The sequence below is a fragment of the Streptomyces sp. NBC_00386 genome (genome assembly GCF_036063235.1).
Classification (GTDB): domain Bacteria; phylum Actinomycetota; class Actinomycetes; order Streptomycetales; family Streptomycetaceae; genus Streptomyces.
This window is the reverse complement of sequence record NZ_CP107950.1, coordinates 683,807-709,041: the sequence shown is the minus strand read 5'-3', so window position 1 is coordinate 709,041 and position 25,235 is coordinate 683,807. Positions and strand designations below refer to the sequence as shown.

Below are 25,235 nucleotides of genomic sequence, written 5' to 3'. Positions count from 1 at the left end.
CGGAGTCAACCGGATCCCGACAGGGGAGGAGTGGGACGCATTCCTCGCGCACTTCGAGAAGCACAAGGTCTCCATCGGCACCTAGGACGTGTATCGAAAGTACTGGCAGGTGGAGCTGCAAGGATGTGGGCATGGAGCAGATATTGAGTCGGCAGGAAGCGTCCGAAGCGGTCCAGGATCACGGGTGGCGCTACTTGCTGGGCACCTTGCAAACGTCGGTTCTGGTGGGGACGTTGGCTCAAGCGATCAGTTTGGCAGCGGACGCTGTCGCAGTGTGTGGCGACGATGCCGATCGCCATCTCCGGATCGATGTCCGCCCCGACCTGGCCGTCTTCACTCTGCAGTCGTTGGACCACGCAGCGGTTACTACCCGGGATGTCGAACTCGCACGTCGGATCTCTGTCACCGCTGACAAGTCCGGGTTTCTGCCGGAGCCCGGACTCAGAGCGGGGGCACCACGGCCCGTCCAGCTTCTGGAGATCGCAATCGATGCCCTGAACATCGCCGGGATTCGGCCGTTCTGGAAGGCGGTGTTGGGCTATGCCGATGAGGCGGGCGCCGAGGGGCCGGAGGATCCCCTCGTCGACCCGGTCCGGCAAGGCCCGGCCGTCTGGTTCCAACAAATGGACCGCGCGCGTTCGCAGCGCAATCGCATCCACATCGACATCAGTGTTCCGCATGACGAGGCACCCCGGCGGCTCGAAGCCGCGCTGGCAGCCGGGGGCCGGCTTGTGTCCGCGACCCGTGCCCCCGCCTTCTGGGTGCTTGCCGATCTGGAGGGGAACGAAGCCTGCGTCACCACATGGCAGGGGCGAGACAGCTGACACAACGTGCTGGTCAGCGCGTGCAGAGGCTACCAACGGGCGGGGACCTGGAAGCGGCTGCCGTGATGAGATGACGTGATCATCACGGTCTCGGCCGATCCGTTTGTGCAACCGCGGGGAAGAGACCCCGTCAGGGAGGCACTTACTCCGTTCTGGGGGCATGGCGGCCCGACCGTTCCGTGGAGCGGGGTCCGGTGTAGTGCCGGGACCCGTCCACGTGCCGACACCGTTGAGCGGGTATCAGCGCTCCGCGAGGCGCGGCCGTCATGTGACGTTTGTGAAGTCCCTGGACGTCGAACGCTGTCCGGGGAAACTTGAGTTGGCAGTGAACGGCCACAGTTGAGCGTGCGTCCTTGGGATACCGGCGAAGCGCAGCCTTGTGCACGGCAGTGACCAGCACAGTGCCAGGACATGACGCCGACAGCGGGCACGGGAAGTGGCGTACCGCCGGTTACTTTCCCGCTGTCTCGATGGGTGGTGAGCAGGCCTGCGCAGATGGTGTCTCGCGCGTGCCTGCCGCTGGGTGAGGCCCCGCCTTCATTCTGGTGTTGACTCGGGCTGATGTGTCTTGTGGCTGTCGCTGTCCGGTCGCTTCGGTTCGGAGACACTCACATGGTCGTCCACCGGTTGGCATCAGATCTCTTGAGCGGTCAAGCGCACATCGTCGGGCACAGCCCACCACTGATCCGGCCGGTCCACTACAAGAGCTTTCGGGCCTGTTTCGATGAACCGGGCGAGGCGCAAAAGAAAGGCCGCGATGCCTGACGCGCCCTGCATCCACGCGGTGCCGGGTGGCAGCAGGGGCTCGTCGCTCCGATACTCCACAAAGCGCCAGCGGGCACCCGACTCGTCCTGGACCGCCCGCTCCACAAGCGCGTCACCCATCTTGTGGGCCCCGCGCAGAAGCGTCTCCGCCCAGTCCGTGTCAGCGTAGTCCTGTGCGGCGTCCAGGAGCACGTCGCCGACCCCCGCCGTGCCGCAGCACCGGCCGTCGTTGTCCCAGAATCCGGGGCGCAGCCGCTCGGGAATGCCCGACGTGAGGAGGGAGGTCAGACAACGCCGACGCAGCTCGTCGACCTGGAATCCGGCCACCTCTGTGACGCCGGCGTGCGACAACGCCGAGAACAGATGAGAGGTTCCTGCCGGGCCGTGACACCAGGTGTAGGTGAGAGGCTCCACCTCTCGCTTCGACGGCGGGATGGTGTGCGGTACGACGAACCCGCCGTTGTCGAGCACACCCACCGACAGGACGTGCCGAGCGCCTGCGACCGCCGCCTCGACGAAGTCGCCGCGGTCGAGCGCCGCGCCCGCCACGGCCAGCGCGGCGGCCACCCCGGCGGTGCCGTGGGAGTAGTTGGGCGCCCGCCATTGCGTACTCGCCGCGATGCCCCAGTCCAGGCCCGCTTCCGTGCGGTCCGCCGCGCCCAGCAGTACCTCGCAGCCCGTTGTGGCGATCGCGTCCGCGAACTCTCCCCCGGCCCAGACCGCCGTCATGACGACGCCTGCGGTGCCCATGATGATGTCGTTCAGCGGGGCGTCGGAGTCCGGTTCGAACTCGAGGGTCGTCCTCCAGCCGTCGGACGTCGTCAGATCGTCCAGCCGCCGCAGGGCGACGGACTCCACGCCCGGCGCGAGCAGACGCAGTGCCGTGCCGTCACCGGCGAGCCCGTCGTACAACGACGGCTCGACACGCCCTTCGGCCTCTGCCGACAACCTGGTCACGATCCCGTCGGCCAGGGCCCGCTCCCGTTCAGTCAGCTCACGGTGTTGCGCGATCTCCACCAGTACCGGTGCCAGGCCCGCGATCCCCGAGTACAGCGAGTCGCGGTCCTTCGCCGGTGTCACGTCCTGGCCGTCCCCGGGCACCGTCTCCGGGAGCCACGGGCCCTCGTCCTCGCGTACCTGGTCCAGCACCCACGACCATGCCGCCTCGCCCAGCTGCTTGTATGTTTTGCTCGTGGCCACCCAGCGACGATACATCCACCCGAAAAGGCCAGGAGATCGCGAGTGCGGGGACCGTGGCGTCCTGATCGCTTCAGAATGAAGCTCGTTTTCGGGCACGGCAGTTGGGTGCTGCGCCTGGTGATCTTGTGCCTGATGGTCTGTGGCAACGCGCAATGCCGTTCTCACCCCAGGCGGCAACGGGACCGTGGCGCTTGAGGCGGTTGATTCCGTACTCGACCACGTGCCGCTCGCGGTAGTCGGCCGGGTCGAAATGCGGTGGCCGACCACCGCGGGAGCCTCGCTTCTGGCGGTTGCGTGCCTGGTCGGCCTTGTCCGGGATGGTGCAGCGGATCCCTTGGCGGCGCAGGTAGGCGCGGTTTTTGCGGGAGGCGTACGCCTAATAGGCGCTGTGGGTTGGCCGTTGAGCCAGTCCTGGCAGGGGCTGGGTGCGACGTCTGGTCTGTATGCAGCGCCTGGAGCGCTTCGACAAGAGGGACGCAGACCCAGCCTCTGCCGATTCGAATTCGGTCGGCGTACCGTGCCGTGGTTCGAGCCGTTCCCAGGGCCACCTCCCGATCAGCCGGAGCCGTGGAGCTCTCCACAAGAGCGAGGCCCCTGGGCTCAGCTGGGGCCACGGACGGCTGATGGGGTGGTGCGCCGGCGAGCGCTTCTATTAGGTGGCCGGGTGGTCCCGTCTCGGCTCGAAGCCGAGGGACAGCGAAGGCTCGAGAGGAGCGCACGTTGCACGTGACCTGCGGAATCGACTGGGCGGAGGACCACCACGACGTGGCGGTGGTCGACTCCGACGCCCGACTGCTCGGCAAGCTCAGGATCAGTGACGACACGGCCGGCTTCCAGGACCTGCTGCAGTTGCTCGCCGAGCACGGCGACAGCCCGGACGATCCGATCCCGATCGCGATCGAGACCTCCCGCGGACTCCTGGTGGCCTGCCTGCGGGCTTCCGGCCGCCGGGTCTACGCCATCAATCCGATGGCTGTGGCCCGCTATCGCGACCGCCATGTCGTCTCCCGCAAAAGTCCGACCACCACGACGCCCTGGTCCTGGCGAACATCCTGCGGACCGACGCCGAGCAGCATCGGGCGCTGCCGAACGACTCCGATCTGGCCAGGGCGATTGCCGTTCTGGCTCGAGCTCAGCAGGACGCGGTCTGGGACCGCACGCGAGCCCACAATCGGCTCCGATCTCATCTCCGTGAGTACTACCCGGCGATCCTTGAGGCGTTTGCGGACAAACGCGAGCGTCTGCTTGCCCGAGAGGCCCGCGCGATCCTGGCGGTTGCGCCGACTCCGGCGGAGGCTGCCCGCCTCACCCGCAGCCGACTGAGAGCCGCCGTCACAAGGGCCGGCCGCCAGCGTCGGATCGATACCGAGACCGACCGACTCCTCGGAGTGCTCCGCGAGACACGGCTTCGCCAACCGGCTCTGGTGGAAACGGCGATGGGGCGTCAGACACTCGCACTGCTCGCCCAGCTCGACGCGGCATGCCGGGCCTGCGAGGACCTCGCTCGTGACACCGAGGAACTCTTTCTTCAGCATCCCGACGCGGAGATCATCACAAGTTTCCCCGGCCTTTCCGTGCTCACTGGCGCCCGGATGCTCGCTGAGATAGGTGACGACCGCACCAGGTTCGCGACGGGCCGGGACCTCAAGGCTTATGCCGGAAGCGCTCCGGTGACCCGTGAATCCGGCAAAAGCAGACGCGTCAGCCATCGGCGGATCAAGAACAGCCGCCTGGCAGCGACCGGACGGCACTGGGCGTTCGCCGCCCTCACCGCCTCACCCGGGGCCCATGCCCACTACAACCGCCGAAGAGACACCGGTGATCGCTACCACGCAGCCCTCCGACGCCTGTTCAACCGCATGCTCGGCCAACTGCATCACTGCTTGACGACCCGCCAGAAGTTCGACGAAACGATCGCCTTCACCGTCATCTCACGGACACCGCCAGCAGCTGCTGCTTGACCCGATAGCTGCATGGGGTGTCTTGTCCGCCCGGACTCGGTTGGGGCGGACGCATGGCCGGCCCGGCCCGATGCGGGGCACGCGGACCTTTGCCGGCACGGGTTCGAACTGCGGCGAGTCCCCGCGCTGCCCCGCCGTGACCACGATCGAGATGGGCCTTTGGCCATGCTCGACTGCCAGGTGGAGCTTGGTGGTGAACCCGCCGCGCGATCTTCCCAGCCCGTGATCAACGGGCTCGGTGAAGACACCGCCTGATGGTTCCTTCTGCAGGTCACCCTGTCTGCGGGCCCCGGCTGGATGCTGGTGGGCGCGGCACACCGTGGAGTCGACGCTCAGGTCCCACGTGATCGCACCCTTCGCGTCGGCCAGTGACTGGAGTCGGGTGAGGACCTGGTGCCAGGTGCCGTCCCGCTGCCACCGGCGGAACAAGTCGTAGACCCGGTCCCACGGCCCGTACTCGACAGGCACGTCCCGCCACGGAAAACAGGTCCGGACACGGAACCGTATGCCGTCAATCAACTGCCGCCGAGTCCAGACAGGCGGCCGCCCCGCCTTCGTCCCCTTCGGCAACAACGGCTCCAGCACCGCCCACTGCTCGTCCGTGAGATCTCCCCGCCCCATGAGTAGAGATCATTCACCGCTCAAGATCCACTTTCGATACACGGCCTAGCCGCCGAGGCGTCCCACGGCCCTGGTCCCCGGCCAGGTCCCGGGCTTCCGGTTCCCGACGTCGACCTCCCGTCCCCAGGTCCCCGTTCCCAGGTTCCTGCCCCCCGACCGTAGGACGTCAGCCGGTGTCGGGCGGGCCCTGCGGGGAGATCAGACCGCTCTCGTAGGCGAGGACCACGGCCTGTACCCGGTCCCTCAGATCGAGCTTCGACAGGATGCGGCCCACATGCGTCTTGACCGTGGTCGGGCTGAGGAACAGACGGTCCGCGAGTTCGGCGTTGCTGAGGCCGGTCGCCAGCAGGCGGAGCACCTCCAGTTCGCGCGGGGTCAGCCCGGACAGATCACGGTGGAGACCGGTCCGCGGGGACTCCTGGCGGTGCGCGAAGCGCTCGATCAGCCGACGGGTGATCGTGGGTGCGAGCAGCGCGTCGCCGGAGCGCACGAGGCGCACGGCTGCCACGAGGTGCTCGGGCGTGACGTCCTTGAGCAGGAAACCGCTCGCTCCGGCGGTGAGCGCCGCGTACACGTAGTGGTCGAGGTCGTACGTCGTGAGGATGATGACCCGGGTGTCCTCGGAGCCGTCGGGGCCGCCGCCGAGAATGCGCCGGGTGGCCTCGATGCCGTCCATCCGCGGCATCCGGATGTCCATGAGGACGACGTCGGGCCGGGTGCGGCGGACGGCGTCGACCGCCTCGGCGCCGTCCGCCGCCTCGGCCGTCACCTCGATGCCGTCGGCGGCGAGGATCATCCCGAAGCCGGTACGCACCAGGGCCTGGTCGTCCGCGATGACGGCGCGCAGAGCGGGCCCGTTCACACCGCCTCCCACGGGACCCGGGCCGTGACCCGGTATCCGCCGGCGGGCGTGGGCCCGGCGGTGAGCCTGCCGCCGTAGACCGCGAGCCGTTCGCGCAGCCCGATCAGCCCGCGGCCGTTGCCGTCCACCGGGGGCGAGTCGCGGACGGCTCCCGTGTCGGTGACCGCGATCTCCAGCCAGGAGCCGGAGAAGCCGATCTCCACCGTCGCACCGGCGCCCGCCGCGTGCTTGATGGTGTTGGTGAGCGCCTCCTGGACGACGCGGTACGCCGTGAGTTCCACCCCGGGCGGCAGCGGTCCGGGAGGCAGCGAGACGGTCAGGTCCACCGATGTCCCGGCGGCCCGCACCCTTTCGGTGAGGGCGTCGAGCTGTCCGAGGCCGGGCTGCGGTTCCAGGCCGTCGGCGGGGGTGTCGGCGCTCGCGTCCGGGCCCGCCAACAGGCCCATCACATGGCGGAGTTCGGCCATGGCGGCGCGGCCCCCGGCCTCCACCGCCAGCAGTGCTTCCTTGGACCGCTCCGGGGCTGCGTCCATCACCTTGCGCGCCGCGCCCGCCTGAATGACCATCACGCTCACATTGTGGGTGACGACGTCGTGCAGCTCGGCGGCTATCCGGGCCCGTTCCTCGTCGACGGCCCGGCGCATGGCCTTCTCCTGAGTCTGCTGAAGGTCCGTGAACCGCTTGCGGCTCGCTTCCAGCCGCAGGCGCCCGAACCGGACGAGGCTCGCCAGCACCCCGACGACCAGGAGCACCACGGCGGGACTGGACCAGCCGGGAAGCATGGGGTCCGCATCCCGGAACGCGACACCTGCCAGCACGGCGGCGACGATCAGCGCGACCATGGCCCGCGCGCGGTAGCGGCTGTGCGTGACGGCTCCGTACGCGCCGATGCTGCAGGTCAGCACATTGATCCAGGAGACGCGATCCGCTATGGCCAGCGCCGCGGCGGCGACCACCCCGAACGCGAGCAGCGGATACCTGCGCCGGGCCGCGAGCGGCAGCGCCGAGAGCACCACCAGGACCCAGGGCGCGGAGGACTCCGACGGGTACTCGGCCCCCGGGGCCGGGGGCCGAGGCGGTACCGGGTACGGGAACTCGGGCCGGTTCGCGGTCACGGCCCGGGAGCTGATCCGTACCGGCCCGTCCCCGGGATAGCGCGCCGCCACGACGAGCGCGACGACGGTCAGGACGACCGCCAGCACCACGTCCAGGCGCACCGCCCGCCGGGACAGCGGGGCGGGCTCACCCTCCGGGCGCATCGCCTCGCGGAGGCGCGCCCACCACGTCCCGGGCCGCAGCACGTCGCCGGCTCGCACCCGCCAGTCGCTTGCCCGCTCCGGCCGGTCGCCGGTGCGCTCCCGCCGGTCTGCGACCCGCTCCCGCGCGGGGCCGGCCTGTTCTCGCTCTGTGCCTGACCACGACGCGTCGTGCGGCCGCCCGTGCGGGTCCTCCTTCTCCATCCGCACATTGTGCGGCCCGGCGGCACGGTTCCACGTCCACCTGCGTGATCGGCGCACCTGTCCGCCAGGAGTACTCCTCGAGGATGACCCCGCCGCCGGGTCCTCCGCGGGGAGGGCCGTATGTCGGTGCCCCGGCCGACGCGCCGCCGCCGCCTCCGCCCGTACGTTCGCCGGACTTGTACAGGGCATCGGCTCATCGACCGTGAAGGACGGACACACCCATGAATCACGTGATCGAACTGGAGGGCGTCGCCAAGCGGTACGGGGGCGCCGACGCCCCGGCGCTCGGACCGGTCGATCTCGGCGTGGCCCAGGGCGAGGCCCTGGCCGTGACGGGGCCGTCCGGCAGCGGAAAGTCCACGCTGCTCAATCTCATCGCCGGTCTGGACCGGCCCAGCGAGGGCACCGTGACCGTGGCCGGGCAGCGCATCGACCGACTGAGCGAGCACGCGCTGGCCCGGTTCCGCCGCGAACGGATCGGCATGGTCTTCCAGTTCTTCAACCTGCTCGACGACCTCACCGTCGCCGACAACATCCAGCTCCCCGCCCAGCTGACCGGGACCGCCCGGCGGGCGGCGGCGACCCGTGCCGGGGAGCTGATGGAGGTGCTGGGAATCCAGAAGCACGCCCGCGCCTACCCCGGGCGTTTGTCCGGCGGCGAACGCCAACGCGTGGCGGTGGCACGGGCCTTGGTGAACAAGCCCGCGCTGCTGCTCGCCGACGAGCCGACCGGCGCGCTGGACACCGCGTCGGGGCAGGAGGTCCGCGAGCTGCTCGTGGATCTGCACCGCGGCGGGCAGACCGTCGTCCTGGTCACGCACGACCTGGAACTGGCCCGGGCCTGCGCGCAGCGCACGATCCATCTGGTCGACGGCAAGGTCGCCGTCGACACGCGCGCGGAGGCCGTCCGATGATCCGGTTCGGCAGCGGTGCCCTCGGCCGGGTCGTGCGCTCCGGGGTCGGCAGACGACGTGTCCAGACGCTGGTGATCGCCGTGGCCACCATGATGGCCGTGGCCTCGGCCGTGGTCGCCGGGTCCCTCATGGTCGCCACGAACGCACCCTTCGACCACGCCTTCGCGCGGCAGCACGGAGCGCACCTCACCGCGCAGCTCGACCCGCACCGGGCGAGCGCGGCCCAACTGGCGAGCACCCGCGGCCTGGAGGGGGTGACGGCGAGCGCGGGTCCGTTCCCGTCCACGACGATCAACCCGATCGGCCAGGACGGCGGACACCTGCCCGCGCTGACGCTGGTCGGACGGTCCGGTCCGGGAAAGGACGTGGACGCACTGGACCTGAAGTCGGGCCGGTGGCCGCGCAAGTCGGGTGAGATCGTGCTGTCCGCCTCGTTCCAGGGCCCGGATCTCGTGCTCGGCGCGACCCTGATGAGTTCCGAGGCCGCGGACGCGCAGACGCTGACCGTCGTCGGCTTCGCGCTGTCCACGAGCGGGAGCGCCGACGTCTGGGCGACCCCCGCCCAGGTCAGGTCCCTCGCCACCGGGGAGAGCGTCCTGGCGAGCCAGATGCTCTACCGCTTCGACTCCGCGGCGACGAAGTCACAGATCGCGGCCGACCGGAAGAAGCTCGCCGCCGCCCTGCCCGCCGGGGCACTCGTCGGTACCCAGTCGTGGCTGGACACCAAACGCGCCGTCGATCAGGGCGCGGCGGCCACGATCCCGTTCCTGTTCGCGTTCGGCGTGCTCGGCATCGTCATGTCGGTGATCATCATCGGCAGCGTGATCAGCGGCGCCGTCGGCACGGGGCTGCGCCGGATCGGCATCCTCAAGGCCATCGGATTCACTCCGCGCGAGGTCGTACGGGCCTATGTGGCCCAGGCGTTGATCCCCGCGACGGTCGGCATCGCACTCGGCGTCGTCCTGGGGAACCTGCTGGCGGTGCCGCTGCTGGCGGACACCGAGTCCGTGTACGGCACCGTGTCGCTCTCGGTGGCCTGGTGGGTGGACGTCGTGGTGCCGGCCGGTGCGCTGCTCGTGGTGACGATCGCGGCGCTGGTGCCCGCGCTCCGGGCCGGCAGGCTGCGTACGGTCGAGGCCATCGCCGTCGGCAGGGCGCCGCGCACCACACGCGGTCAGTGGGCGCACCGCGCGGCGGGGCGGCTGCCGCTGCCACGTCCGGTGACGTACGGCCTCGCGAGTCCCTTCGCGCACCCCGTACGGGCGATCGCGATGGTGCTGGCGGTGACCTTCGGGACGGTCGCCGCGACGTTCGCGGTGGGACTGACGCAGTCCCTCAACGCGGTGGCGAGCGCGCAGGATCCCGAGAACAGCGCCGATGTCACCGCCGTCACCGGTGGGCCGGGCGGCTCCGGGCCCGGCGTGCCGGAGAAGAAGCAGAAGCCGCCCACGGCCGGTTCCCGGCAGGCGCCCGGTGGCTCAGGGCCGGACCAGCAGGAGCCGGCGGATCCGGACGCGGTGCGGGCCGCGATCGCGGCGCAGTCCGGCACCGCCACGTACTACGGCACGGCGACGGGCGACGCCACGGTGTCCGGCATCTCCGGCACCGTCCGGGCCACCCTTTACCAGGGTGATTCCCGTCCCGGCAGCTACGAGATGATCGCGGGGCACTGGATCTCCGGACGGGGCCAGGTCGTGGTGCCCACCGGCTTCCTGGAGCGGACGGGAACCAGGATCGGCGATTCCGTGCGGGTGACGTTCCAGAAGGAGACGGTGAGCCTGCGCATCGTCGGCGAGGCCTTCGACACGTCGGACGACGGCATGCGGGTCCACGCGGATCTCGACAGCTTCGCCAAGGCGGAGCCGGAGGCCTTCCGCATCGAGGTCAAGTCGGGGGTTTCCCCGGCCGGTTACGCGCAGAAGCTCGGTGCGGTGCTCAAGCCGTTGGGCGGCGACGCCTTCGCCGAATCCGCCCCGGAGGGCGAGAACATGATCGTCCTGCTGGAGGCGATGGCGGCGCTTCTCACCCTGATGCTGGTTTCCGTGGCGGGCCTCGGCGTCCTCAACTCCGTCGTCCTCGACACCCGCGAGCGCGTCCACGACCTGGGAGTGTGCAAGGCGCTCGGCATGTCCCCGCGGCAGACCGTGAGTCTCGTCCTCGCCTCGGTGGCCGGGATCGGCGTGGTCGGCGGGCTGATCGGGGTCCCGGCCGGGTTCGCGCTGCACGGCTATGTCCTGCCGGTCATGGGAGAGGCCGCGGGCACCCGCCTTCCGCCCTCGGTCCTCGATGTGTACGACGGCTCGCAACTGGTGCTGCTGGGCCTGGCCGGGGTGCTCGTCGCCCTGTCCGGCGCGATGGTCCCCGCGGGATGGGCGGCCAAGGTCCGTACGGCCACGGCGCTGCGCACCGAGTGACCCGCCGCGCGGTGGTCGCCTCACCGCGATGTCGTCACTCCGGGAGCAGACCTCCAGCCAGGAGAGATAACCGTCCTGGGTTGAACACCACGGCCTCCCCGGGATGCTCCCCGGCCGTCATCCTGGCGGCCGGGGACCGGTGGACTGATCCCGGGTCTGTCGTGCACGGCTTCGGTGCTCGGTGCGACCTGGGTCAGCTGCAGGAGAGGAGGCCTGCCTTCTGCTTGGCGTTCAGGATGCGATGGACGCTCTGGCTCACCTGCGTGCGGAAGGTCGCGCTCTGGGTCATCCGGCTCTGCACCGCCTTGGTCATGGCCGGGATCAGATTCGGTTCGACGGTCAGGACCAAGTCACCGCCGGCCGCGAGGAACTTGACCGCACGGTCTCCCGGAGCCACGGACTTCACCGCCACCGCGTTCCCGAGGTCGTCCGAGATGACCACGCCCTTGAACCCCATGTTCTTGCGGAGCATGGTCTGGATCACCGTCGGGGAGAACGCGGCCCGGTTGTTCGGGTCGATCTTGCTGTACGTCGCGGAGGAGATCATGACGAACGGCGCCCCGGCATCGATGCCGGACTTGAAGGTGGTGACGCTCGCGCTCGTGCTCGTCGTCACGGTGTCCACGACGTTGGCCGTGGTGTCGGTGTTGCCGCGGACGTAGCCGAGTCCGGGGAAGTGCTTGAGCGTGGCCAGCACGCCGGACTGGGTGGAGCCGGCGAGGAACGCGTTGCTGTGCGGGGCCACCGTCGCGGCCGTGTGACCGAACTCGCGGTCGTACCGGCCGATCGGAGCGTTGGCCGTGCCGAGGCTCGCCGGTACGACATCCGCGACGGGCGCCAGGTTCAGGTTCACACCGGCCGTCTTGAGCTCCTTGGCCCACACGGCCGCCTCGCTCTGCAGTTTCGTCGTCGTCCACGTTCCCTGAGTCAGTGCGCTCGGGATGGTCGAGAAGCCGGGGCCCCTCAGCACCTGCACCTGTCCGCCCTCCTGGTCGGTCGAGACCAGGAGGCCCACACGATGCCCGGCCACCGTGTCCGCCTTCGCCTGAAGACCGTCGACAAGGGACTTGGTCGCCGCCGTTCCGGCGTTGCTGCGCCCGGCGAGGAACACCGAGCCGACGTGGTACTGACGCATGACATCTATGCGCTTGCTGTCAGGAGCGGACGGCGTGACCGATCCCATGAAGAGCTGGCCGACCCGCTGCGAAGCCGTCATCGCCGAATAGGTCCTGTCGGCGCAGGTGGACGCCGCGAGCTTCGAGGTTCCCGCGGACGGGTCGATCGTGGCGGCCCGCGAGACCTGGACACCTCCGACACCCGCCGCCGCGAGAGACACCGCCAGCGCTGAGGCGAGCAGGACGCGTCGGCTGACGGCGGAGCGATGGGTGGGCGACTGGTGTGATGCCATGAAGATACTCCGAGGGTGCCTGCCGGGGGTCCGCTTGTATCTTGCAGCGGGAAGTCAGTTGCCGAGTCCAGCGTACCTCCGAGCCATTGGGCCGGGTCCGAGCGTGCGGCGCTGCCTTTCCGAGGGTCTCGACGCCTGCTCGTGGGCCTACGCGAAGCGCGGTCGGTCCTCGTCCGGACCGTCACCGTGCGGCACGGCCCCGGGGCGCCTCCGTGTGTACGCGTCGACGCACAGCAGCCGCACGTGCTCGGCTACGGGCGGCAGCGCCGACACCTCTCCGTCCGAGATCACGGTGGTGAGCCGCTCGCAGGCGGACAGGAGTGAGCCGCCGATACCCGGGGCGTCGCCGAAGACGGCGAGTATCTCCTCATAAGCGTAGTAGGGGCGGTGAGGGACTTCCACCGATCCCCAGTGGGCCTCCGGCTTCGCGGCGCCGAGACCTTCCGGCAGACCTGGAACCGCACCCGGGGCCAGGGCCCGCCCGGCGTCCGCCTTCGCGTCGACGCACCGGCAGTCCGCCGCCCGGCCCTCGACCGGACCGGAAACGTGGCGTGAATGTCCGGCGAGACCTGTCCCGTCGCCCAACGCGCGCAGCCAGGCCGAGAGTTCGACGGCAGGCCAGGTACGGGATCGGACCAAGGGAGCCCGTCGGCTCCTACGATGCGGGGCGTAGCACGGGGCTGGGGCATGTGCGGGCGGGAACGCCGCATCGCAGTCGACGCTGTTCGTGGCGTGCGGTCCGCCGGGCGCGACCGTGGACCACCGACGTGAACGCGCCCCTGAGGCGAGGGCTGTTCGCGCAGGTGGCGGAGGGGTGGTGGCAGGATGGCGGTCTCGACCGTCATGAGAGGCCGCCCCGTGCCCACGCCCGCCGACCACCTCGCTCTGGCGAGTGCGGAGAAGGACAGCACCGTTCTTCGGCGTCTCGCGCACTGTCCGTACCCCTTCGTCCGGCAGGCCCTCGCCGCCAATCCGCACACCCCGCCCTCGGCCCTCCTGGACCTGAGTGCGGCCCGCGACAGCTCCTGGAACGACAACAGGCTCCTCCGTCTGCTGGCGGAACATCCCGCCGCGGACGCCACCGTCCTGAGAGCTGTCCGTGATGCCGTGGCAGAGAAGCTCGAGGAAGGTGAACGGCCCTACGCGGCGGTGCTCGCCCTCGCGGACCGTCCGGAGCTTGAGGCGGAGACGGTGAGGAGCCTCGGGACCCTTGCCGGGGCCTCGGCTCGTCTACGCCGCCTGCTCGCCCAGAGGCTGAACCCGCGCGTCTGAGCCGTCTCGCCGGACAGGTCCTGGACTGTGCGGTTGTTCCGGGGTGAGTTGAGCCGGAGACCTTGGACCGGGCGATGGTCCACCTGCCTGCCCGCAAGGTCCGCGCACCCGACGAAGATCCGGCCGTCGGTTCGTGGCGGGGATCCGTTCGAAGTCGTGGGCTTCCCCTGTTGACGGTGGCGAGGGACGGTCAGTTTACTGGTGTCGATGTGAAACGAAGTTTCTCTCATGGAAACCATGCGCGTCGTCTCCGAGTCAGGCCGCGAGGTCTGTGAGGGGCTGCTCCTCGTACGTCGTCCGCAATGACATGGCGAAGAACCGGAGTCCTCATGGTGCGTCCCACACATTTCCTCGGATCAGGCGCGAGACGGGCGGTGACCGCCTTCTTCCTGGGGCTCGCCCTCCTGGCGGGGTCCGGCGGTCTGGCTCGGGCGGAAGCCGCGGAAAGTCCGACCGTCTACCCGACGGCCGTCTACGCCACCACGGTCGGCCAGGACCCGGCCGACATCTACTACCCCGCGACCACCACCCGCCGACTGCCGGTGGCGCTGCTGCTCCAGGGCGCGAACGTCGACAAGTCGGCCTACGAAGGGTACGCCCGTACGGTCGCGGCATTCGGATTCGTCGTGGTGGTGCCCAACCACACCAGAACCCTGTACGGCGTGCCCGGACTGTGGGCCTCCTCCGACGAGGGGCTCGCCGCGGTGACATGGGCCGCTGCCGAGAACGCCGACGCCGACAGCCCGCTGGCAGGACGTATCGACTCCGACACCCTGGTTCTGCTCGGCCACTCCTTCGGTGGCGCCGCGGGGCTCGGCACCGTGCAGGGGCAGTGCGCCCCGCCGTTCTGCTTCGGCCTGCCCGCCGGCGCCGTCAAGCCCGTCCAGCTGAAGGCCGCCGCGTTCTTCGGCACGAACAACGTGCCCCCCGGCGGCGGGGCCGCCCCGGCCGTCGACAACACCGGAGTGCCCCTGGCGCTCGTCCAGGGGAGCGTCGACGGCGTCGCCGCACCCGCCGCGGCCCAGGCGACCTACGAGGCACTGACCGCCACGCCGAAGGCGCTCGTCACCGTCACCGGGGCCAATCACTACGGCATCACCGATGCGCAGGACCCGACCGGGGCGCTCCCGGACACGTCGGTCCAGACGCTCGATCAGACCGAGAGCATCCGTACCTCGGCCCGCTGGTCCGCGCTGTTCCTGAGGGCGAGTCTGGGTGACGGGCTGGCCGCCGCCTACGTACGTCAGTGGGGAGACGGCGTCGACAACGCGGTGACCGTCCAGCAGGCCTACTGACCGACCGCTCCGGCGCGGCGACCGCGCGCACAGGCAGGGTTTCTCAAGTGGAGGAGTGTCATGGTCTCGGCGGCCCTGTTCCTGATAGGAGTTCTCCAACTCCTGCTCGCCTTCGCCGCGTTCCGCAGAGGCCGTGCCCCCGGGCTGTGGATCGGTGTCCTCGGGTGTGCGCTGGCGTACGACTCTCTCGTCGTCGCGGCCGGGGCGGTGGTGGGGGCGGGTGCACCGTTGGAGTGGCTCAACACCGGCCGTTTCGTGGTGCACGCCGTGCTGACGCCGCTCTCCGTGGTGTGCGGCACCCTGCTGCTCGACCGAGGGCGGCGCACGGTCCGGTGGGCCTGGGCGTGCGCCGCGGCCCTGTCCGTGCTCGGGGTGGCCACCACGCTGCCGGGCCTCGAACTGGAGCCCCGCTCCTGGGCCGGAACCCTGCGCTACACGGACGCCGGTGGCGGGGGTGCGCCCGTCGCGGCGGTCCTCTCCGTCCTGGCGCTGCTGGCGATCGGCGTCGTGGCGTGGAAGCGGCGATCCGTGCCCTGGATCGCGCTGGGCGCGTTCGCCGTCTTCGTCGCCTCGGCCTTCGCGTTCAAGGTGCCACCGCTGGGCAACGCCGGCGAAGGACTCATGCTGGCCGGTCTGCTGGCCGCCCTGTGCGACCGGCGTATCGACAGGCGCCAAGAAGCCGCGCCCGCACGGGCCGTGCTGTGACCGGGCCGGCCGGGCTCCCACGAGCCCGGCCCGTTCGCCCTGGCCCGTCCGGCCCGATCCGCACCGGTGTGGTTCTCAGTGCTCGCGCAACAGTGAACCCACGCCCCGCACCTGGTCGTTGACCCCGTTGTCGCGCAGTGCCATCCACCACGTGGCGGCGTTGATGGCGATGACCGGGAGCCCGAGCCAGCGCTCCGCCTCGTCGGCCAGGGCGACCATGGACAGGTTGGTCCCGCACTGCACGATCGCCTCGACCCCGTCCAGGAGGGCGAGTTCCGTCAGGGCCTCGCGCAGTCGCCGCTCTTCGACGTGGGCGATGGACACGGCCGTCGGACAGCGCAGTCCGGTGACACCGGCGACCTCGAAGCCCAACTCGGTGAAGAACCTCCGTACGTTGGCATCGCCCACGGGCTGATAGGGGGTCAGTACGCCGATGCGCCGCGCGTCGAACAGACGCAGCGCCCGGTCGCAGGCCTCGGCGCCGGTGGCGACCCGCAGACCGGTGGCCTCGTGGATCTGGCGGATGAACACGCGGTTGCCCTCGACACCGCCCCAGAACGTCTCGGCCGACATGCCCATCACCATGTAGTCGGGTTCGCAGGTGAGCACCCGCTCGCAGGCCGCGCCGATCTCGTCGCGGATCTGGTCCAGCAACCGCTCCATCCCGGCGTCGCCGGACATGTCCTGGTCCCGGATGTGGATGCGCGAGAAGTGCGAGGTCACCCCGGGCACGGTCATCCGGTGGAAGTCCGGCTCCACGATGGTGTTGGTACTGGGGGCGATGACGCCGAACTTGTGGCGCCAGCCGAGGGCGTCGGTCATGGGTTCACCGTTCTGGACAGGCCGGCCGGGTGCGGCGCGGAGCGGGACAGCGAGCGGGCGAGCCTGAGGGCGGCGATCAGGAGGGCCGCCTGGGTGAGCGTGTTGCAGCCCTGCTCGGTCCACTGCAGGGTGACGCTCTGGTCGGGGCGGGCGGCCAGCGGCCCCAGCACGTACATGCCGAGCAGCCACAGGCCCGCCGCCGAAGCTGCCGGAGTGTCCCCGGCGGCCCGTGCGAGCAGGATGAGACGGACCCCGCACACGGTGACCGCGGCTATGGTCAGCACCATGACGGGCAGGGTCGAGCCCAGGAGCAGGGACAGCGCGCCCAGCAGCGTCCAGGTCGCGGCGAACCCCCACAGCGGGGGGACCCGGCCCGCTCCCCGTGGCGAGGGGACCGGGGACGGCAGGGACAGCAGGGCGTGGGCCAGCAGCAGGAAGCCCGCGGCGAGCAGCGGGAACAGCGCCTTGTTCAGGGGCTGGACGTCCGGTCCGTCGAGGGACACGGCGAGTTTCCACACCGCCTTGGACAGCCCGCCCGCCAGGATCAGCGCGGTCGCCGTGGCCGCCGTGGTCCCGGCCCGGGGTACGGCCCGTGCGACCGGCCGGATCAGACAGGCCGCCCCTATGCCGGTCAGGGCGACCGGCACGAAGTCCTGGAGCGCGAGCGCGACGGGGTAGTCCACCGGCGTGCTCACAGCTCCGCCTCCCCGCCGTGTCCGGTCCCGCGCTCCGGGGCCGCCGACCCTGCCGGTCCCGGTGGCGCCGGTGGTCCGGGCGGTGCGGCCGGCAGGACGTCGCGGGTGCGGAGTCCGGCTGTCGCGAACCGCGCCGCCGCCCTGCGCCGGGTCAGCCAGGCGACGCGGCCGCCGTTGCGGGTCCGGTCCGCCAGGATCCGGTCGGTCAGCCAGGGCGCCACGGTCTCCACCCGGTCCGCCAGGATGTTCAGCACCTTGCGGACCTTCGCGTACTCCGCCGGGCCGTAGTCGTGCAACAGGAGGTCGGTCACGACCATGCCCGGCGACAGACGCAGCGCCCGTACGTCGTGCGGTGCGGTCACCGCCCGTTCGCGCAGGTCCGCGGCCAGAGCGTGGGTGAGGTAGGTGACGGCGCGCTTGGTGGTGCCGTACGCGCCGAGGCCCGGCAGGACGCGGCCGTCGGAGCCGAGGCCCTCCATGTTCCACAGGCGTCCGTGGCCTTGGGCGAGGAACCCGTTCAGCGCGACGGCCGAACCATGGGCGGTGCCCACCAGGTTCGTGGCGACGACGGCTTCCAGGTCGCCGTCCGGCAGCTCCCAGAGCGGCCGTCGGACGGTGGCCGCCCCGGCGTTGTTGATCCATACGTCGACGCCGCCGAAGGTGTCGAGGGCCGCGTCCCACAGGTTCTGTACCTGGCCCCGGTCGGTGACGTCCGCCGCCTGTCCGAGCAGCCGGGCCGCCGGGGCGTCCAGGACCGCGGCGGCCTCCTTCACGGTTCGTGGTCCGCGACCGGACACCACGACGCGGCAGCCCCGGTCGAGGAAGGAGCGGGCCAGCCCGTGGCCGATGCCGCGGGTGCTGCCCGTGACCACCACGACGGGCGCCCGCGTTCTCATGTCTCCTCCCAGTCGAGGACGCCGTGCACGACGGCGGCCAGGACGTTGCCGTCGAACAGTTCCCAGGTGACGGCCAGCCGGCCGCCCGCGGTCATGCCGGGGGTGGCGTCCAGGGCGAACTCGCGTCCCTTGACCTTGTGCACGTCCCCGTCGGTGAAGTGCCAGACCGGGTAGTTGGCCCGCCCGAACGCCTGGGCGTTGCCCCAGGCCCCCGGCCCCTCCCAGAACTCCCGGGTGCCGTCCCGGCGGCGTACGACGGTGAAGGCGCGGTCCACGCCGGCGCCCGTCCAGCGGACCCGGTGTTCGGTGCGCAGCAGGTCCAGCGGGGTGAGCCGGTCCTCCACCTCGACCGTTCCCAGCGGCTTCTGGTCGGCGCCCCACACCTCGCACGTTCCCCGGAAGGCGCCGGACCGCTTGGTGGGCAGGATCCACGGCACGGGACCGGACCGGGTCTCCGCGGTGAGATGGGCGTCGATCGCGGCGCGCGTCGCGGGATCGTCGGCCCCGGCGCCGATGGTGCGCCGGTAGAGGCCGTTGAAGCAGCCCACCACCGTCCACCCCTGGTAGAGGACGGACGAGTAGACCTGGGTCTCTCCGTCGGGCAGGACGTGGTTCCAGGTGTTGAGGTCGACCTGCCAGCCGGGCCCGTAGTAGTGGGCGTCCACGAACGAGCCGTACGGCTGGCCCGTTCCGTGGAAGTCGGGCCCGTGGTAGATCCGGTTGTCGTCGGCGTCGGTCACGGTGAACGCGAAGGGCGCGGCGAGCCGGAACCGGCCGGCCAGCGGGCCGCCGCCCTCAAGACCGCCGTCCATGCGGTAGACCGTGCCTCCGTCCTCGAACGCCGAGGAACGGCGGATGTCCTCGAATCCGCACCACGTGCCCGTCGCGTCGAACAGCGAGGGCCGGCCGTGCCATTCACCGGTGATGCGCCGCTGCCAGGCGCTGGGCTCCGGGGCGCTCACGAGGCGTCCCCTTCCGGGCCGTCCGGGCTGCCGGTGATCAGCAGGCCGCGCAGTGCGTCGGTCGTCGCCGGGCCGAGCAGCCGGTCGACCTGCGCCCACACCGGATCGATCTCCCGGCTGAACAGCGCGGCCCGCAGCCGCCGGTCGCGGTCGGCGAGGTCCGTGTCCTTCACTTCGTCGGCCGCTCCCGGAGGGAAGTCCCCGGCCAGGGCCAGCCAGTGCTCCAGATAGCTTTCGGCGATCGGTCCCACGGCCCGCAGCGCCGCCTCGTCGGCACGGTGCACGAGCATCCACGGCGACATCAGGGCGCGCTGGCGCGGACCGATCGCCGCGGGGGCCAGCCCCGGGATCTCCGCCGCGCTGCCGTGCGCCGGGGTCAGGGGGCCGTACACGGCGTCGGTGTAAGCGGGATGGCAGGCCAGGTCCGCCCGCTGCACCAGGTCGAGGTGAAAGGCGTAACCCTCCCCGGCGTGCACGGAGTCGAGGGTGAAGTGCGGCAGCGGTCCCTCGGCCGCGCCGAACGCGAACACCATGTGGCTGTCGAGGCCGATGGGCGGGACCACCAGCGAGATGTGCACGACGGACGCGACGGCGCCGCTCCCGGTGAAATACCGGACGGAGCCGACCTCACCGGGGAAGGCCCCGCTCGTCAACCGCCCCCAGGGCGTGGGGGATTCGGTGACCTCCGCGACGGCTGTGAGGCGGTCGAGGACGCGCGCGGACAGCGCGGCGGGCGGGGACTGCGCCGCCGCGCGGGCCGGCGGGACGGACGGGGGACGGGCCGCTGTCTGATCCGGCATCTCGGGGTTCACTCTCCGGACGGACGCTGTTCGGGGGCGTCGTCCTTGTCGGGGCCGGACGCGGACTGGGCGCCGTCGACCGTGGGGTGGAGGCCGTGCGCCTTCTGCTCCCAGGCGCGGGCGAACTCGGGAACCTCGCGGCGGCCGGGGGAGGCGATCACCGTCGAGGTGCGCTCGGGTACGTCTCCCGTGACGCGGTCCCCGGCGCCCACCGTCCAGCCCTTGGCGGCGAGTTCCTGCCTCTTGCGCCGGTAGGCGACCGAGATCAGGTCCGAACGCAGGTGGAGTTCCGCGCCCAGGTCGGCGGGGAGCAGCTCCGGCCGGGTCCCGTCCACCACCGGGGCGTCCTGCCCGAAGATGCGGTACACCCGCTTGCGCGTGTTGGCGTCGGCCCAGGAACCGGTGAAGAAGTCGCGCAGCGCTACCCACTTGACGAGGGTGGTGGTCTCGTCGACCGGGATGTTCGTGTCGTAGATGATCATGTTGCCGAACGGCAGCCGCACATGCAGCTTGACGAGGTTCGGCAGCATCCAGCCCGCGGTGCTCACCACCGGAGGCCGGTCCCGGCCCTGCGAACGCCGGTCCTGGTAGAGCCTCGACCACAGTCCCTTCGCGGTCGGCGGGTGCATGGAGACGGTGGCGAACGCCGACCACTCGTCGGGCTGGTCGAGGGCGTACTCCTCGACCTCCGGACGCTCCGGGTTGCCGAACGAACCCGCGTGCACGAACGGGGTGTGCGCGATGTCGCAGCCGTTCTCCAGCACCCGCTCGTAGTTGGAGTGCCAGAGGTACTCGCCGGTCACCGCCCTGAAGCGGCCGCCGTCCTCCAACAGCTCTTCGAACTCGGGCCACTTGGGGATGGGCGGCCGTTCCTCCTCGGGCAGGTCGCCGAGGAACACCCAGACGAACCCGTACCGTTCGCGCGCCGGGTACGCGTCGACCCGGGCCTTCCTGGGGATGCCGCGGCCGGGCAGGTTGGCGGGGATCCTGGTGCACGCCCCGTCGGGCTCGAAACGCCAGCCGTGGTAGGGGCACACCACGCAGTCACCGGCCACGCTGCCGTCGGACAGGGCCGCGCCCCGGTGCGCGCAGAGGTCGGACAGGGCCACCGGGCGCCCGTCCTCGGTGCGGTACAGCACCAGACTCTGGCCCAGACAGGTCACTTTCAGGGGCCGGCGTCCCACACGGTCGGCGAACTCGACCGCGTACCAGAAGTTCTTGAGCATCCGTGGCGCTCCTCGGCGTCGTTCTCTGCTGGGGATGCGGGACTTGGGCCCGCGGAGCCGTGCGGGGCTTTCGTACGAGGGGAGTTCAGCGGCGTCGCACCGCGACGAGCCCGGGGTGTGGGGGCGCCAGCAGTTCGTCGAGCCGGGACCGGGCGGCGTCGTCGTCGCGCAGGTGGGCGGTGCAGAACAGGGTGATCAGACGGGACAGCAGGTCTCTGGCGGCACCGCCGTCGTCCGGGACCGTCCGTTCCAGGAACCCGCGCGCACCGGTGGGGTCCTGGGGGTGGCAGGCGGTGAAGTGGTTCGCGCCCGCCAGGGTGGCCAGGACGTTGCCGCCCGCCGCGTCGGGGACGGCCTCGGCGAACGTACGGGCCACCGGATCCGGCGGCGCCCCGCCGGGCGGTCCGGTGTAGCGGTCCGCGCTCGCGGCGATCACACCGTCGTGCTCGCCGGACAGCAGCAGTACCGGCGCGCCGCCGCCCGCCGGCAGGACGGTCCCCGGTGGCCAGCCGAGCAGGTCGGCGACGACCGTGTGGGCTCCGTAGGCGAACACCGCCCGTACACCCGGGGTCAGACCGGCCGACTGGAGCGCCACGGTGCCCCCCGCCGAGTGCCCGCCGAGGGCGACGCGTTCCGTGTCGAGCAGCCCGGCCAGCGGCGGCCTGGTGCCGAGTTCCCGTACGGCTGCCAGCAGCGCGCCGATGAGCGGGCTGGTCGGGCGGGTGCCGTACCCGGCCGGCGCCGCCGCTTCGAGGTCCACCGCCGGGGTGAGGCCGTGACTCCCGGCGAACAGCTCGCCCACCAGGTCCGCGGTCACGGCGACCACACCCGCCGACGCGAGCGCGACGGCCAGCCAACGGTAGGCGTCCTGGCCGACGTTGATGCCCGGCAGGAGCAGCGCCACCGGGTACGGGGCCTCCTCCGGGTCGGCCGGGATCTCGCCCGAGAGCCGCTCGGCGTCGGAGCCGGTGGGCCGAGCCGGATAGAACACCCGCAGGTGCGCGGTGTCGAACGGCTCCTTGAGGCCAGGTACCCGGCAGGCCCACCACAGGGCCCGTACGCCGGCGGTCATCTCGGCCTCGGCAGTTCCCGGTCCCCGCCCCACAGGGCCCGGACCAGGCGGTCGGTCGTGTCCTCGCCGAAGTAGCGCACCCCCATGACGTTGGCGGGGTCCCGCTCGGCGATGTTGCGCCGGGTGGCCAGGTCCGCGGCGGCCAGGACGTCCCGCTCGTCCGGGGGAACGGCCTCTGCCGCGTCCACCCATCCGAGCCAGCGGTCCACGTGCGCGTGGGTGAGCGAGCGGACCAGGCCGACGTGCTCCTGGTCGCGGGGCATCGAGTAGCAGTACGCGGTCGGGGACAGACTCGCCCGGATGAACCCCGCCCGGCTGGTGAACCAGTCCAGGGACGGATGCTGTTCACGGGTGGCGAGCCACTCCTCGTCGAGCGGGGCGTAGTAACGGTCGTAGTACGCGCCGTCGGCGACCAGGTTCGCGCGGGGCACCGAGTCGAGATAGAACCAGCCTCCCGGCCAGCACAGCAGGGCGATGCCCAGGTGCGGCACCCGGATGTGCGGGCCCAGCCACACCGTCAGGTGCAGGTTGGCGAAGCCGCGGGTCGGGTTGCCGAGCCAGGAGTGCACCATCCAGTCGACCTCGGGCCCGCTGTAGGCGGCCAGCGAGCCACCCGGGCTCTGCGGGGGCGCGCCGTAGGAGTCGAGTCCGAGCGTGGAGGGGTCGCGGCGCAGTTCGAAGCGGGCGTCGATCTTGGACTTGAGTTCCGCGAGCAGTTCCCGCCACTGTTCGAAGGTCTCGGTCACGTCGGTGACGGGCGCGTCGTCCGTCATGTCCTGCACGGCCTTGAGGGTCTCGGCCACGGAGCAGCTCCTCGGGGTTCGCGGTGCCGGCGTCGAAGGGCCGGGCGGGGCAAGGGTCCGGAGCGGTCAGGCCGGACGGGGGGCCGGCGCGCCGGCCGGGGCGACCAGCGCGCCGGACAGCCGCCAGGGCCGTCCGTCGACCAGGTCGGTGGAGCGGGACAGCATCCGGCGCAGGGCCTGGGCGGGGTGGATCCCGGCCAGGGTGAGGGGTCCTGTCGCGGTGGTGGTACGGGGATGACTGATACGGCCGGTGAAGCCGCCCCCGTGGTTCTGCCAGAGTCCGAAGTCGGACGGAAGCGCGTGCACGGCGCCCTGGCCGTGGCCGGCCGCGACGAGGTTGAGCCGGTTCTCGGCGGAGCGCTCGGGCAGGCCCAGGGCGCTCTCCCAGGGCTCCAGGCCGGTGAAGCAGACCGCCACGGTGTCGGCGCCGGCCAGCGCGGCGAGCCGGAAGGTCTCCGGATGGACACTGTCGTCCCCGGCGACCAGGGCGATCCGTCCCCACGCGGCGTCATGGACCTCGGGCGGGCCCGCCCGGCCGGTCGCCCACGAGGCATGGCGGGCACTCGGATGGAGTTGGGGGACGCGCAGCACCGGCCCGCCCGCGCCGGTGAGCACGCCCAGGTGTACGTCTCCCGCCGGCACGGTGCAGGCGAGCAGGGCGTCGGTGCCGCTCAGCGCGTCCGCCAGCGTTCGCAGCGCCCCGGCGGCCAGAGCGTCCGCCTCGGTCCCCGTCAGGTGCGCGGGGACACGGCCCGAGGGAAAGTGGAACAGCTCGGGAAGGACCAGCAGGCGGGCGCCTCGCGCGGCGGCGTCGGCCGCCAGCCGAGCCGCGTCCTCGACGGCCGCCCGTCCGGTACCCGCGGGCAGCAGCACCGCGGCCGTGACACTCTCGGCGCGCCGTCCGGCGAAGGCGGGCACCGGGCGCGGCGAACGCGCGATCGGGCCGTACAGGTCGGGGCGGCGGGCCGCGAACACGTCGGTGCCGTCCGGCCGGTGCTTGTCGAGCGCGCCGAGCGGATCGATGTCGGCCACCGCGAGAGCCTCGCCGGTGCGCGGAGCCTTGGCGGCCACCGTGCCGTCGGGCGCGACGATCTGACTCTCGCCGGCGCCGTGGAGCGCCTCGGGCGGAATGCCCAGCCCCTCCGCGACGGCGGCGAGCCGGGCTTCGGGGATGAGGGGACCGACCTTGTTCGCGGCCACCACCCACACCTTGTTCTCCGCGGCCCGGACGGGAATGTGCAGCGACGCCTCGTCCAGTGCGAAGGAGTTGAGGCTGTTGAGAAGTAACCGCGCTCCGCGCAGGGACAGGGAGCGGCACACCTCGTTGATCACCCCTTCCATGCAGGAGTAGAGGCCGACCGGCCCGAGGCCGGTCTCCACGACCGGGCCCTCGGTGTCGGCGGGGTCGAGATGGTCGTTCTCGCTGCCCATCAGCGTCTGTTTGTCGGCCCGTCCCACGAGCGTTCCGTCCGGGGCGAAGAGCAGGCTCGTCGCCGTGATCCGCATGCCGTCGGCCCGGCCGGGGACGGGAGGCGTGGCGGGTGCGGCGAGGGTGACGTGCAGCTTGACGTACAGCCCGTGCCGCGCGGCGGCGGCCGCCACCTCGGTGAGGAAGGTGTCCCCGGGGACGCAGGCCTCGCGCAGCGCGTGCTCCCTGTCCTCGTACCAGGACAGGTGGTTGCAGAACTCGGGCAGGACGACCAGGCGGGCCTTCCGGGCCGCCGCCGCCCCGACGGCGCGCAGTACCGCGGCGAGGTTGGCCGACCGGTCGATCCCCACGGCGAACTGGGCCGCCGCGACGCGCACGGAGACAGGGGGCATCACACTCTCCCTTGGTTCCCCTGGCGGAACACTGTTTCCTGAACATACACTCGCCGCCAGTCCCGCGACAGAGGGGAATTTCCTTGTCGCCCAGCGGAAGGACTCCTGTGCTCACTCATGTCGTGCTGATGAGGTTCAAGGATCCGGCCGACGCGCCCGAGGCCCGCGACAGACTGGAACAACTGGCCCCGCTCGTAAGGGAGATACGCTCCATGACGCTCGGGCTCGACGTCCTGGACACGCCCGTCTCCTACCACCTGAGCATGATCACCAGGCATTCGGGACCGGACGAACTCGCCGCCTATCAGAGGCATCCGGAGCACCTGCTGCTCGCGCGATGGCTGCGCCCCCGGCTCGCGGACCGGGCCGTCGTCGACAGCGTCGACGACGACCCGCGCCAGGGAGCGGACGACGACTGATCAAGTCGGCTTCACCCG

At 71.3% G+C, this 25,235-nt stretch carries 20 protein-coding genes and 4 pseudogenes; 8 read left to right on the top strand and 16 right to left on the bottom strand.

Annotated features, from left to right (window positions below):
• The first annotated feature begins 131 nt into the window (after positions 1-131).
• Positions 132-824, top strand: a complete 693-nt coding sequence (locus tag OG780_RS02830; RefSeq protein WP_328444289.1) for a VOC family protein — start codon at positions 132-134, stop codon at positions 822-824.
• A gap of 633 nt (positions 825-1,457) precedes the next feature.
• Here OG780_RS02830 and OG780_RS02825 read toward each other — a convergent pair.
• A complete protein-coding gene (locus tag OG780_RS02825) occupies positions 1,458-2,789 on the bottom strand; it encodes a lanthionine synthetase LanC family protein (RefSeq protein ID WP_328444287.1) in 1,332 nt (443 codons plus the stop codon).
• 172 nt (positions 2,790-2,961) lie between these two features.
• Positions 2,962-3,165 (bottom strand): annotated as a pseudogene (locus OG780_RS44530) (IS5 family transposase); the annotation flags it as partial.
• A 344-nt stretch (positions 3,166-3,509) separates the two neighbouring features.
• Here OG780_RS44530 and OG780_RS02820 point away from each other — a divergent pair.
• Positions 3,510-4,750, top strand: a pseudogene (locus OG780_RS02820) (IS110 family transposase).
• Positions 4,751-4,771: 21 nt separating this feature from the next.
• Here OG780_RS02820 and OG780_RS02815 read toward each other — a convergent pair.
• From OG780_RS02815 to OG780_RS02805, 3 genes and pseudogenes are all read right to left on the bottom strand, one after another.
• Positions 4,772-5,371: pseudogene (locus OG780_RS02815) on the bottom strand (IS5 family transposase); the annotation flags it as partial.
• 166 nt (positions 5,372-5,537) lie between these two features.
• Positions 5,538-6,233 (bottom strand): response regulator transcription factor, encoded by a 696-nt coding sequence (locus OG780_RS02810; protein WP_328444283.1) that lies wholly within the window; start codon positions 6,231-6,233, stop codon positions 5,538-5,540.
• Positions 6,230-7,492 carry a sensor histidine kinase gene (locus tag OG780_RS02805; RefSeq protein WP_443062293.1) on the bottom strand — a complete coding sequence of 421 codons (1,263 nt, stop codon included), beginning with the start codon at positions 7,490-7,492 and terminating at the stop codon, positions 6,230-6,232. Before OG780_RS02805 ends, OG780_RS02810 begins: the two co-directional genes overlap by 4 nt.
• 422 nt (positions 7,493-7,914) lie before the next feature.
• Here OG780_RS02805 and OG780_RS02800 point away from each other — a divergent pair, with 422 nt between their 5' ends.
• Both OG780_RS02800 and OG780_RS02795 read left to right on the top strand, forming a co-directional pair.
• Positions 7,915-8,607: an ABC transporter ATP-binding protein gene (locus OG780_RS02800; RefSeq protein WP_328444279.1), complete on the top strand. Its 693-nt coding sequence runs from the start codon at positions 7,915-7,917 to the stop codon at positions 8,605-8,607.
• Positions 8,604-11,021 carry an ABC transporter permease gene (locus tag OG780_RS02795; protein ID WP_328444276.1) on the top strand — a complete coding sequence of 806 codons (2,418 nt, stop codon included), beginning with the start codon at positions 8,604-8,606 and terminating at the stop codon, positions 11,019-11,021. The genes OG780_RS02800 and OG780_RS02795 overlap by 4 nt, the downstream gene beginning before the upstream one ends.
• Before the next feature lie 193 nt (positions 11,022-11,214).
• Here the strand turns inward: OG780_RS02795 and OG780_RS02790 are convergent, their stop codons facing one another.
• Both OG780_RS02790 and OG780_RS02785 read right to left on the bottom strand, forming a co-directional pair.
• The gene (locus OG780_RS02790) at positions 11,215-12,429 is read right to left on the bottom strand and encodes a glycoside hydrolase family 3 N-terminal domain-containing protein (protein ID WP_328444275.1); all 1,215 of its coding nucleotides are present in this window, start codon (positions 12,427-12,429) and stop codon (positions 11,215-11,217) included.
• A 201-nt stretch (positions 12,430-12,630) separates the two neighbouring features.
• Positions 12,631-12,924: pseudogene (locus tag OG780_RS02785) on the bottom strand (hypothetical protein); the annotation flags it as partial.
• Positions 12,925-13,254: 330 nt separating this feature from the next.
• Here OG780_RS02785 and OG780_RS02780 point away from each other — a divergent pair.
• From OG780_RS02780 to OG780_RS02770, 3 genes are all read left to right on the top strand, one after another.
• Positions 13,255-13,701, top strand: a complete 447-nt coding sequence (locus tag OG780_RS02780) for a hypothetical protein (RefSeq protein WP_328444273.1) — start codon at positions 13,255-13,257, stop codon at positions 13,699-13,701.
• A gap of 329 nt (positions 13,702-14,030) precedes the next feature.
• Positions 14,031-14,996 (top strand): poly(ethylene terephthalate) hydrolase family protein, encoded by a 966-nt coding sequence (locus OG780_RS02775; protein ID WP_328444271.1) that lies wholly within the window; start codon positions 14,031-14,033, stop codon positions 14,994-14,996.
• Between the two features lie 60 nt (positions 14,997-15,056).
• Entirely contained in the window at positions 15,057-15,701 is a 645-nt protein-coding gene (locus tag OG780_RS02770; protein ID WP_328444269.1) for a hypothetical protein, read from the top strand.
• A gap of 75 nt (positions 15,702-15,776) precedes the next feature.
• On the opposite strand, the gene OG780_RS02765 is transcribed toward OG780_RS02770, so the two are convergent.
• The 9 genes from OG780_RS02765 to OG780_RS02725 all read right to left on the bottom strand — a co-directional run bounded on the left by OG780_RS02765 (position 15,777) and on the right by OG780_RS02725 (position 24,798).
• Positions 15,777-16,523 carry a maleate cis-trans isomerase family protein gene (locus OG780_RS02765; RefSeq protein ID WP_328444267.1) on the bottom strand — a complete coding sequence of 249 codons (747 nt, stop codon included), beginning with the start codon at positions 16,521-16,523 and terminating at the stop codon, positions 15,777-15,779.
• A complete protein-coding gene (locus tag OG780_RS02760) occupies positions 16,520-17,218 on the bottom strand; it encodes a hypothetical protein (protein WP_328444265.1) in 699 nt (232 codons plus the stop codon). Before OG780_RS02760 ends, OG780_RS02765 begins: the two co-directional genes overlap by 4 nt.
• On the bottom strand, positions 17,215-18,114 hold the full coding sequence (locus OG780_RS02755) for an SDR family oxidoreductase (protein ID WP_328444263.1): 900 nt from the start codon (positions 18,112-18,114) through the stop codon (positions 17,215-17,217). The genes OG780_RS02760 and OG780_RS02755 overlap by 4 nt, the downstream gene beginning before the upstream one ends.
• Positions 18,111-19,076, bottom strand: coding sequence for a hypothetical protein (locus OG780_RS02750; protein WP_328444261.1), 966 nt, complete (start codon positions 19,074-19,076; stop codon positions 18,111-18,113). Before OG780_RS02750 ends, OG780_RS02755 begins: the two co-directional genes overlap by 4 nt.
• A complete protein-coding gene (locus OG780_RS02745; protein ID WP_328444259.1) occupies positions 19,073-19,876 on the bottom strand; it encodes a hypothetical protein in 804 nt (267 codons plus the stop codon). The genes OG780_RS02750 and OG780_RS02745 overlap by 4 nt, the downstream gene beginning before the upstream one ends.
• Positions 19,877-19,884: 8 nt before the next feature.
• Positions 19,885-21,102, bottom strand: coding sequence for an aromatic ring-hydroxylating dioxygenase subunit alpha (locus OG780_RS02740; RefSeq protein ID WP_328444257.1), 1,218 nt, complete (start codon positions 21,100-21,102; stop codon positions 19,885-19,887).
• Positions 21,103-21,187: 85 nt separating this feature from the next.
• On the bottom strand, positions 21,188-22,174 hold the full coding sequence (locus tag OG780_RS02735; protein ID WP_328444254.1) for an alpha/beta hydrolase family protein: 987 nt from the start codon (positions 22,172-22,174) through the stop codon (positions 21,188-21,190).
• The gene (locus OG780_RS02730; RefSeq protein WP_328444252.1) at positions 22,171-22,977 is read right to left on the bottom strand and encodes a hypothetical protein; all 807 of its coding nucleotides are present in this window, start codon (positions 22,975-22,977) and stop codon (positions 22,171-22,173) included. Before OG780_RS02730 ends, OG780_RS02735 begins: the two co-directional genes overlap by 4 nt.
• Positions 22,978-23,043: 66 nt before the next feature.
• Positions 23,044-24,798, bottom strand: coding sequence for a nitrilase-related carbon-nitrogen hydrolase (locus OG780_RS02725; protein WP_328444250.1), 1,755 nt, complete (start codon positions 24,796-24,798; stop codon positions 23,044-23,046).
• A gap of 107 nt (positions 24,799-24,905) precedes the next feature.
• On the opposite strand from OG780_RS02725, the gene OG780_RS02720 reads away from it, so the two are divergent.
• Positions 24,906-25,217, top strand: coding sequence for a Dabb family protein (locus tag OG780_RS02720; protein ID WP_328444248.1), 312 nt, complete (start codon positions 24,906-24,908; stop codon positions 25,215-25,217).
• Positions 25,218-25,235: the final 18 nt, after the last annotated feature.

Excerpts from the sequence above, each read along its gene's own strand:
- OG780_RS02765 (WP_328444267.1), bottom strand. The coding sequence starts at position 16,523 with ATGACCGACGCCCTCGGCTGGCGCCACAAGTTCGGCGTCATCGCCCCC.
- OG780_RS02790 (WP_328444275.1), bottom strand. The coding sequence starts at position 12,429 with ATGGCATCACACCAGTCGCCCACCCATCGCTCCGCCGTCAGCCGACGC.
- OG780_RS02780 (WP_328444273.1), top strand. The coding sequence starts at position 13,255 with ATGGCGGTCTCGACCGTCATGAGAGGCCGCCCCGTGCCCACGCCCGCC.
- OG780_RS02725 (WP_328444250.1), bottom strand. The coding sequence starts at position 24,798 with ATGCCCCCTGTCTCCGTGCGCGTCGCGGCGGCCCAGTTCGCCGTGGGG.
- OG780_RS02795 (WP_328444276.1), top strand. The coding sequence starts at position 8,604 with ATGATCCGGTTCGGCAGCGGTGCCCTCGGCCGGGTCGTGCGCTCCGGG.
- OG780_RS02830 (WP_328444289.1), top strand. The coding sequence starts at position 132 with ATGGAGCAGATATTGAGTCGGCAGGAAGCGTCCGAAGCGGTCCAGGAT.
- OG780_RS02775 (WP_328444271.1), top strand. The coding sequence starts at position 14,031 with ATGGTGCGTCCCACACATTTCCTCGGATCAGGCGCGAGACGGGCGGTG.
- OG780_RS02740 (WP_328444257.1), bottom strand. The coding sequence starts at position 21,102 with ATGCTCAAGAACTTCTGGTACGCGGTCGAGTTCGCCGACCGTGTGGGA.
- OG780_RS02770 (WP_328444269.1), top strand. The coding sequence starts at position 15,057 with ATGGTCTCGGCGGCCCTGTTCCTGATAGGAGTTCTCCAACTCCTGCTC.
- OG780_RS02805 (WP_443062293.1), bottom strand. The coding sequence starts at position 7,492 with ATGCGCCCGGAGGGTGAGCCCGCCCCGCTGTCCCGGCGGGCGGTGCGC.
- OG780_RS02735 (WP_328444254.1), bottom strand. The coding sequence starts at position 22,174 with ATGACCGCCGGCGTACGGGCCCTGTGGTGGGCCTGCCGGGTACCTGGC.
- OG780_RS02755 (WP_328444263.1), bottom strand. The coding sequence starts at position 18,114 with ATGAGAACGCGGGCGCCCGTCGTGGTGGTCACGGGCAGCACCCGCGGC.
- OG780_RS02800 (WP_328444279.1), top strand. The coding sequence starts at position 7,915 with ATGAATCACGTGATCGAACTGGAGGGCGTCGCCAAGCGGTACGGGGGC.
- OG780_RS02745 (WP_328444259.1), bottom strand. The coding sequence starts at position 19,876 with ATGCCGGATCAGACAGCGGCCCGTCCCCCGTCCGTCCCGCCGGCCCGC.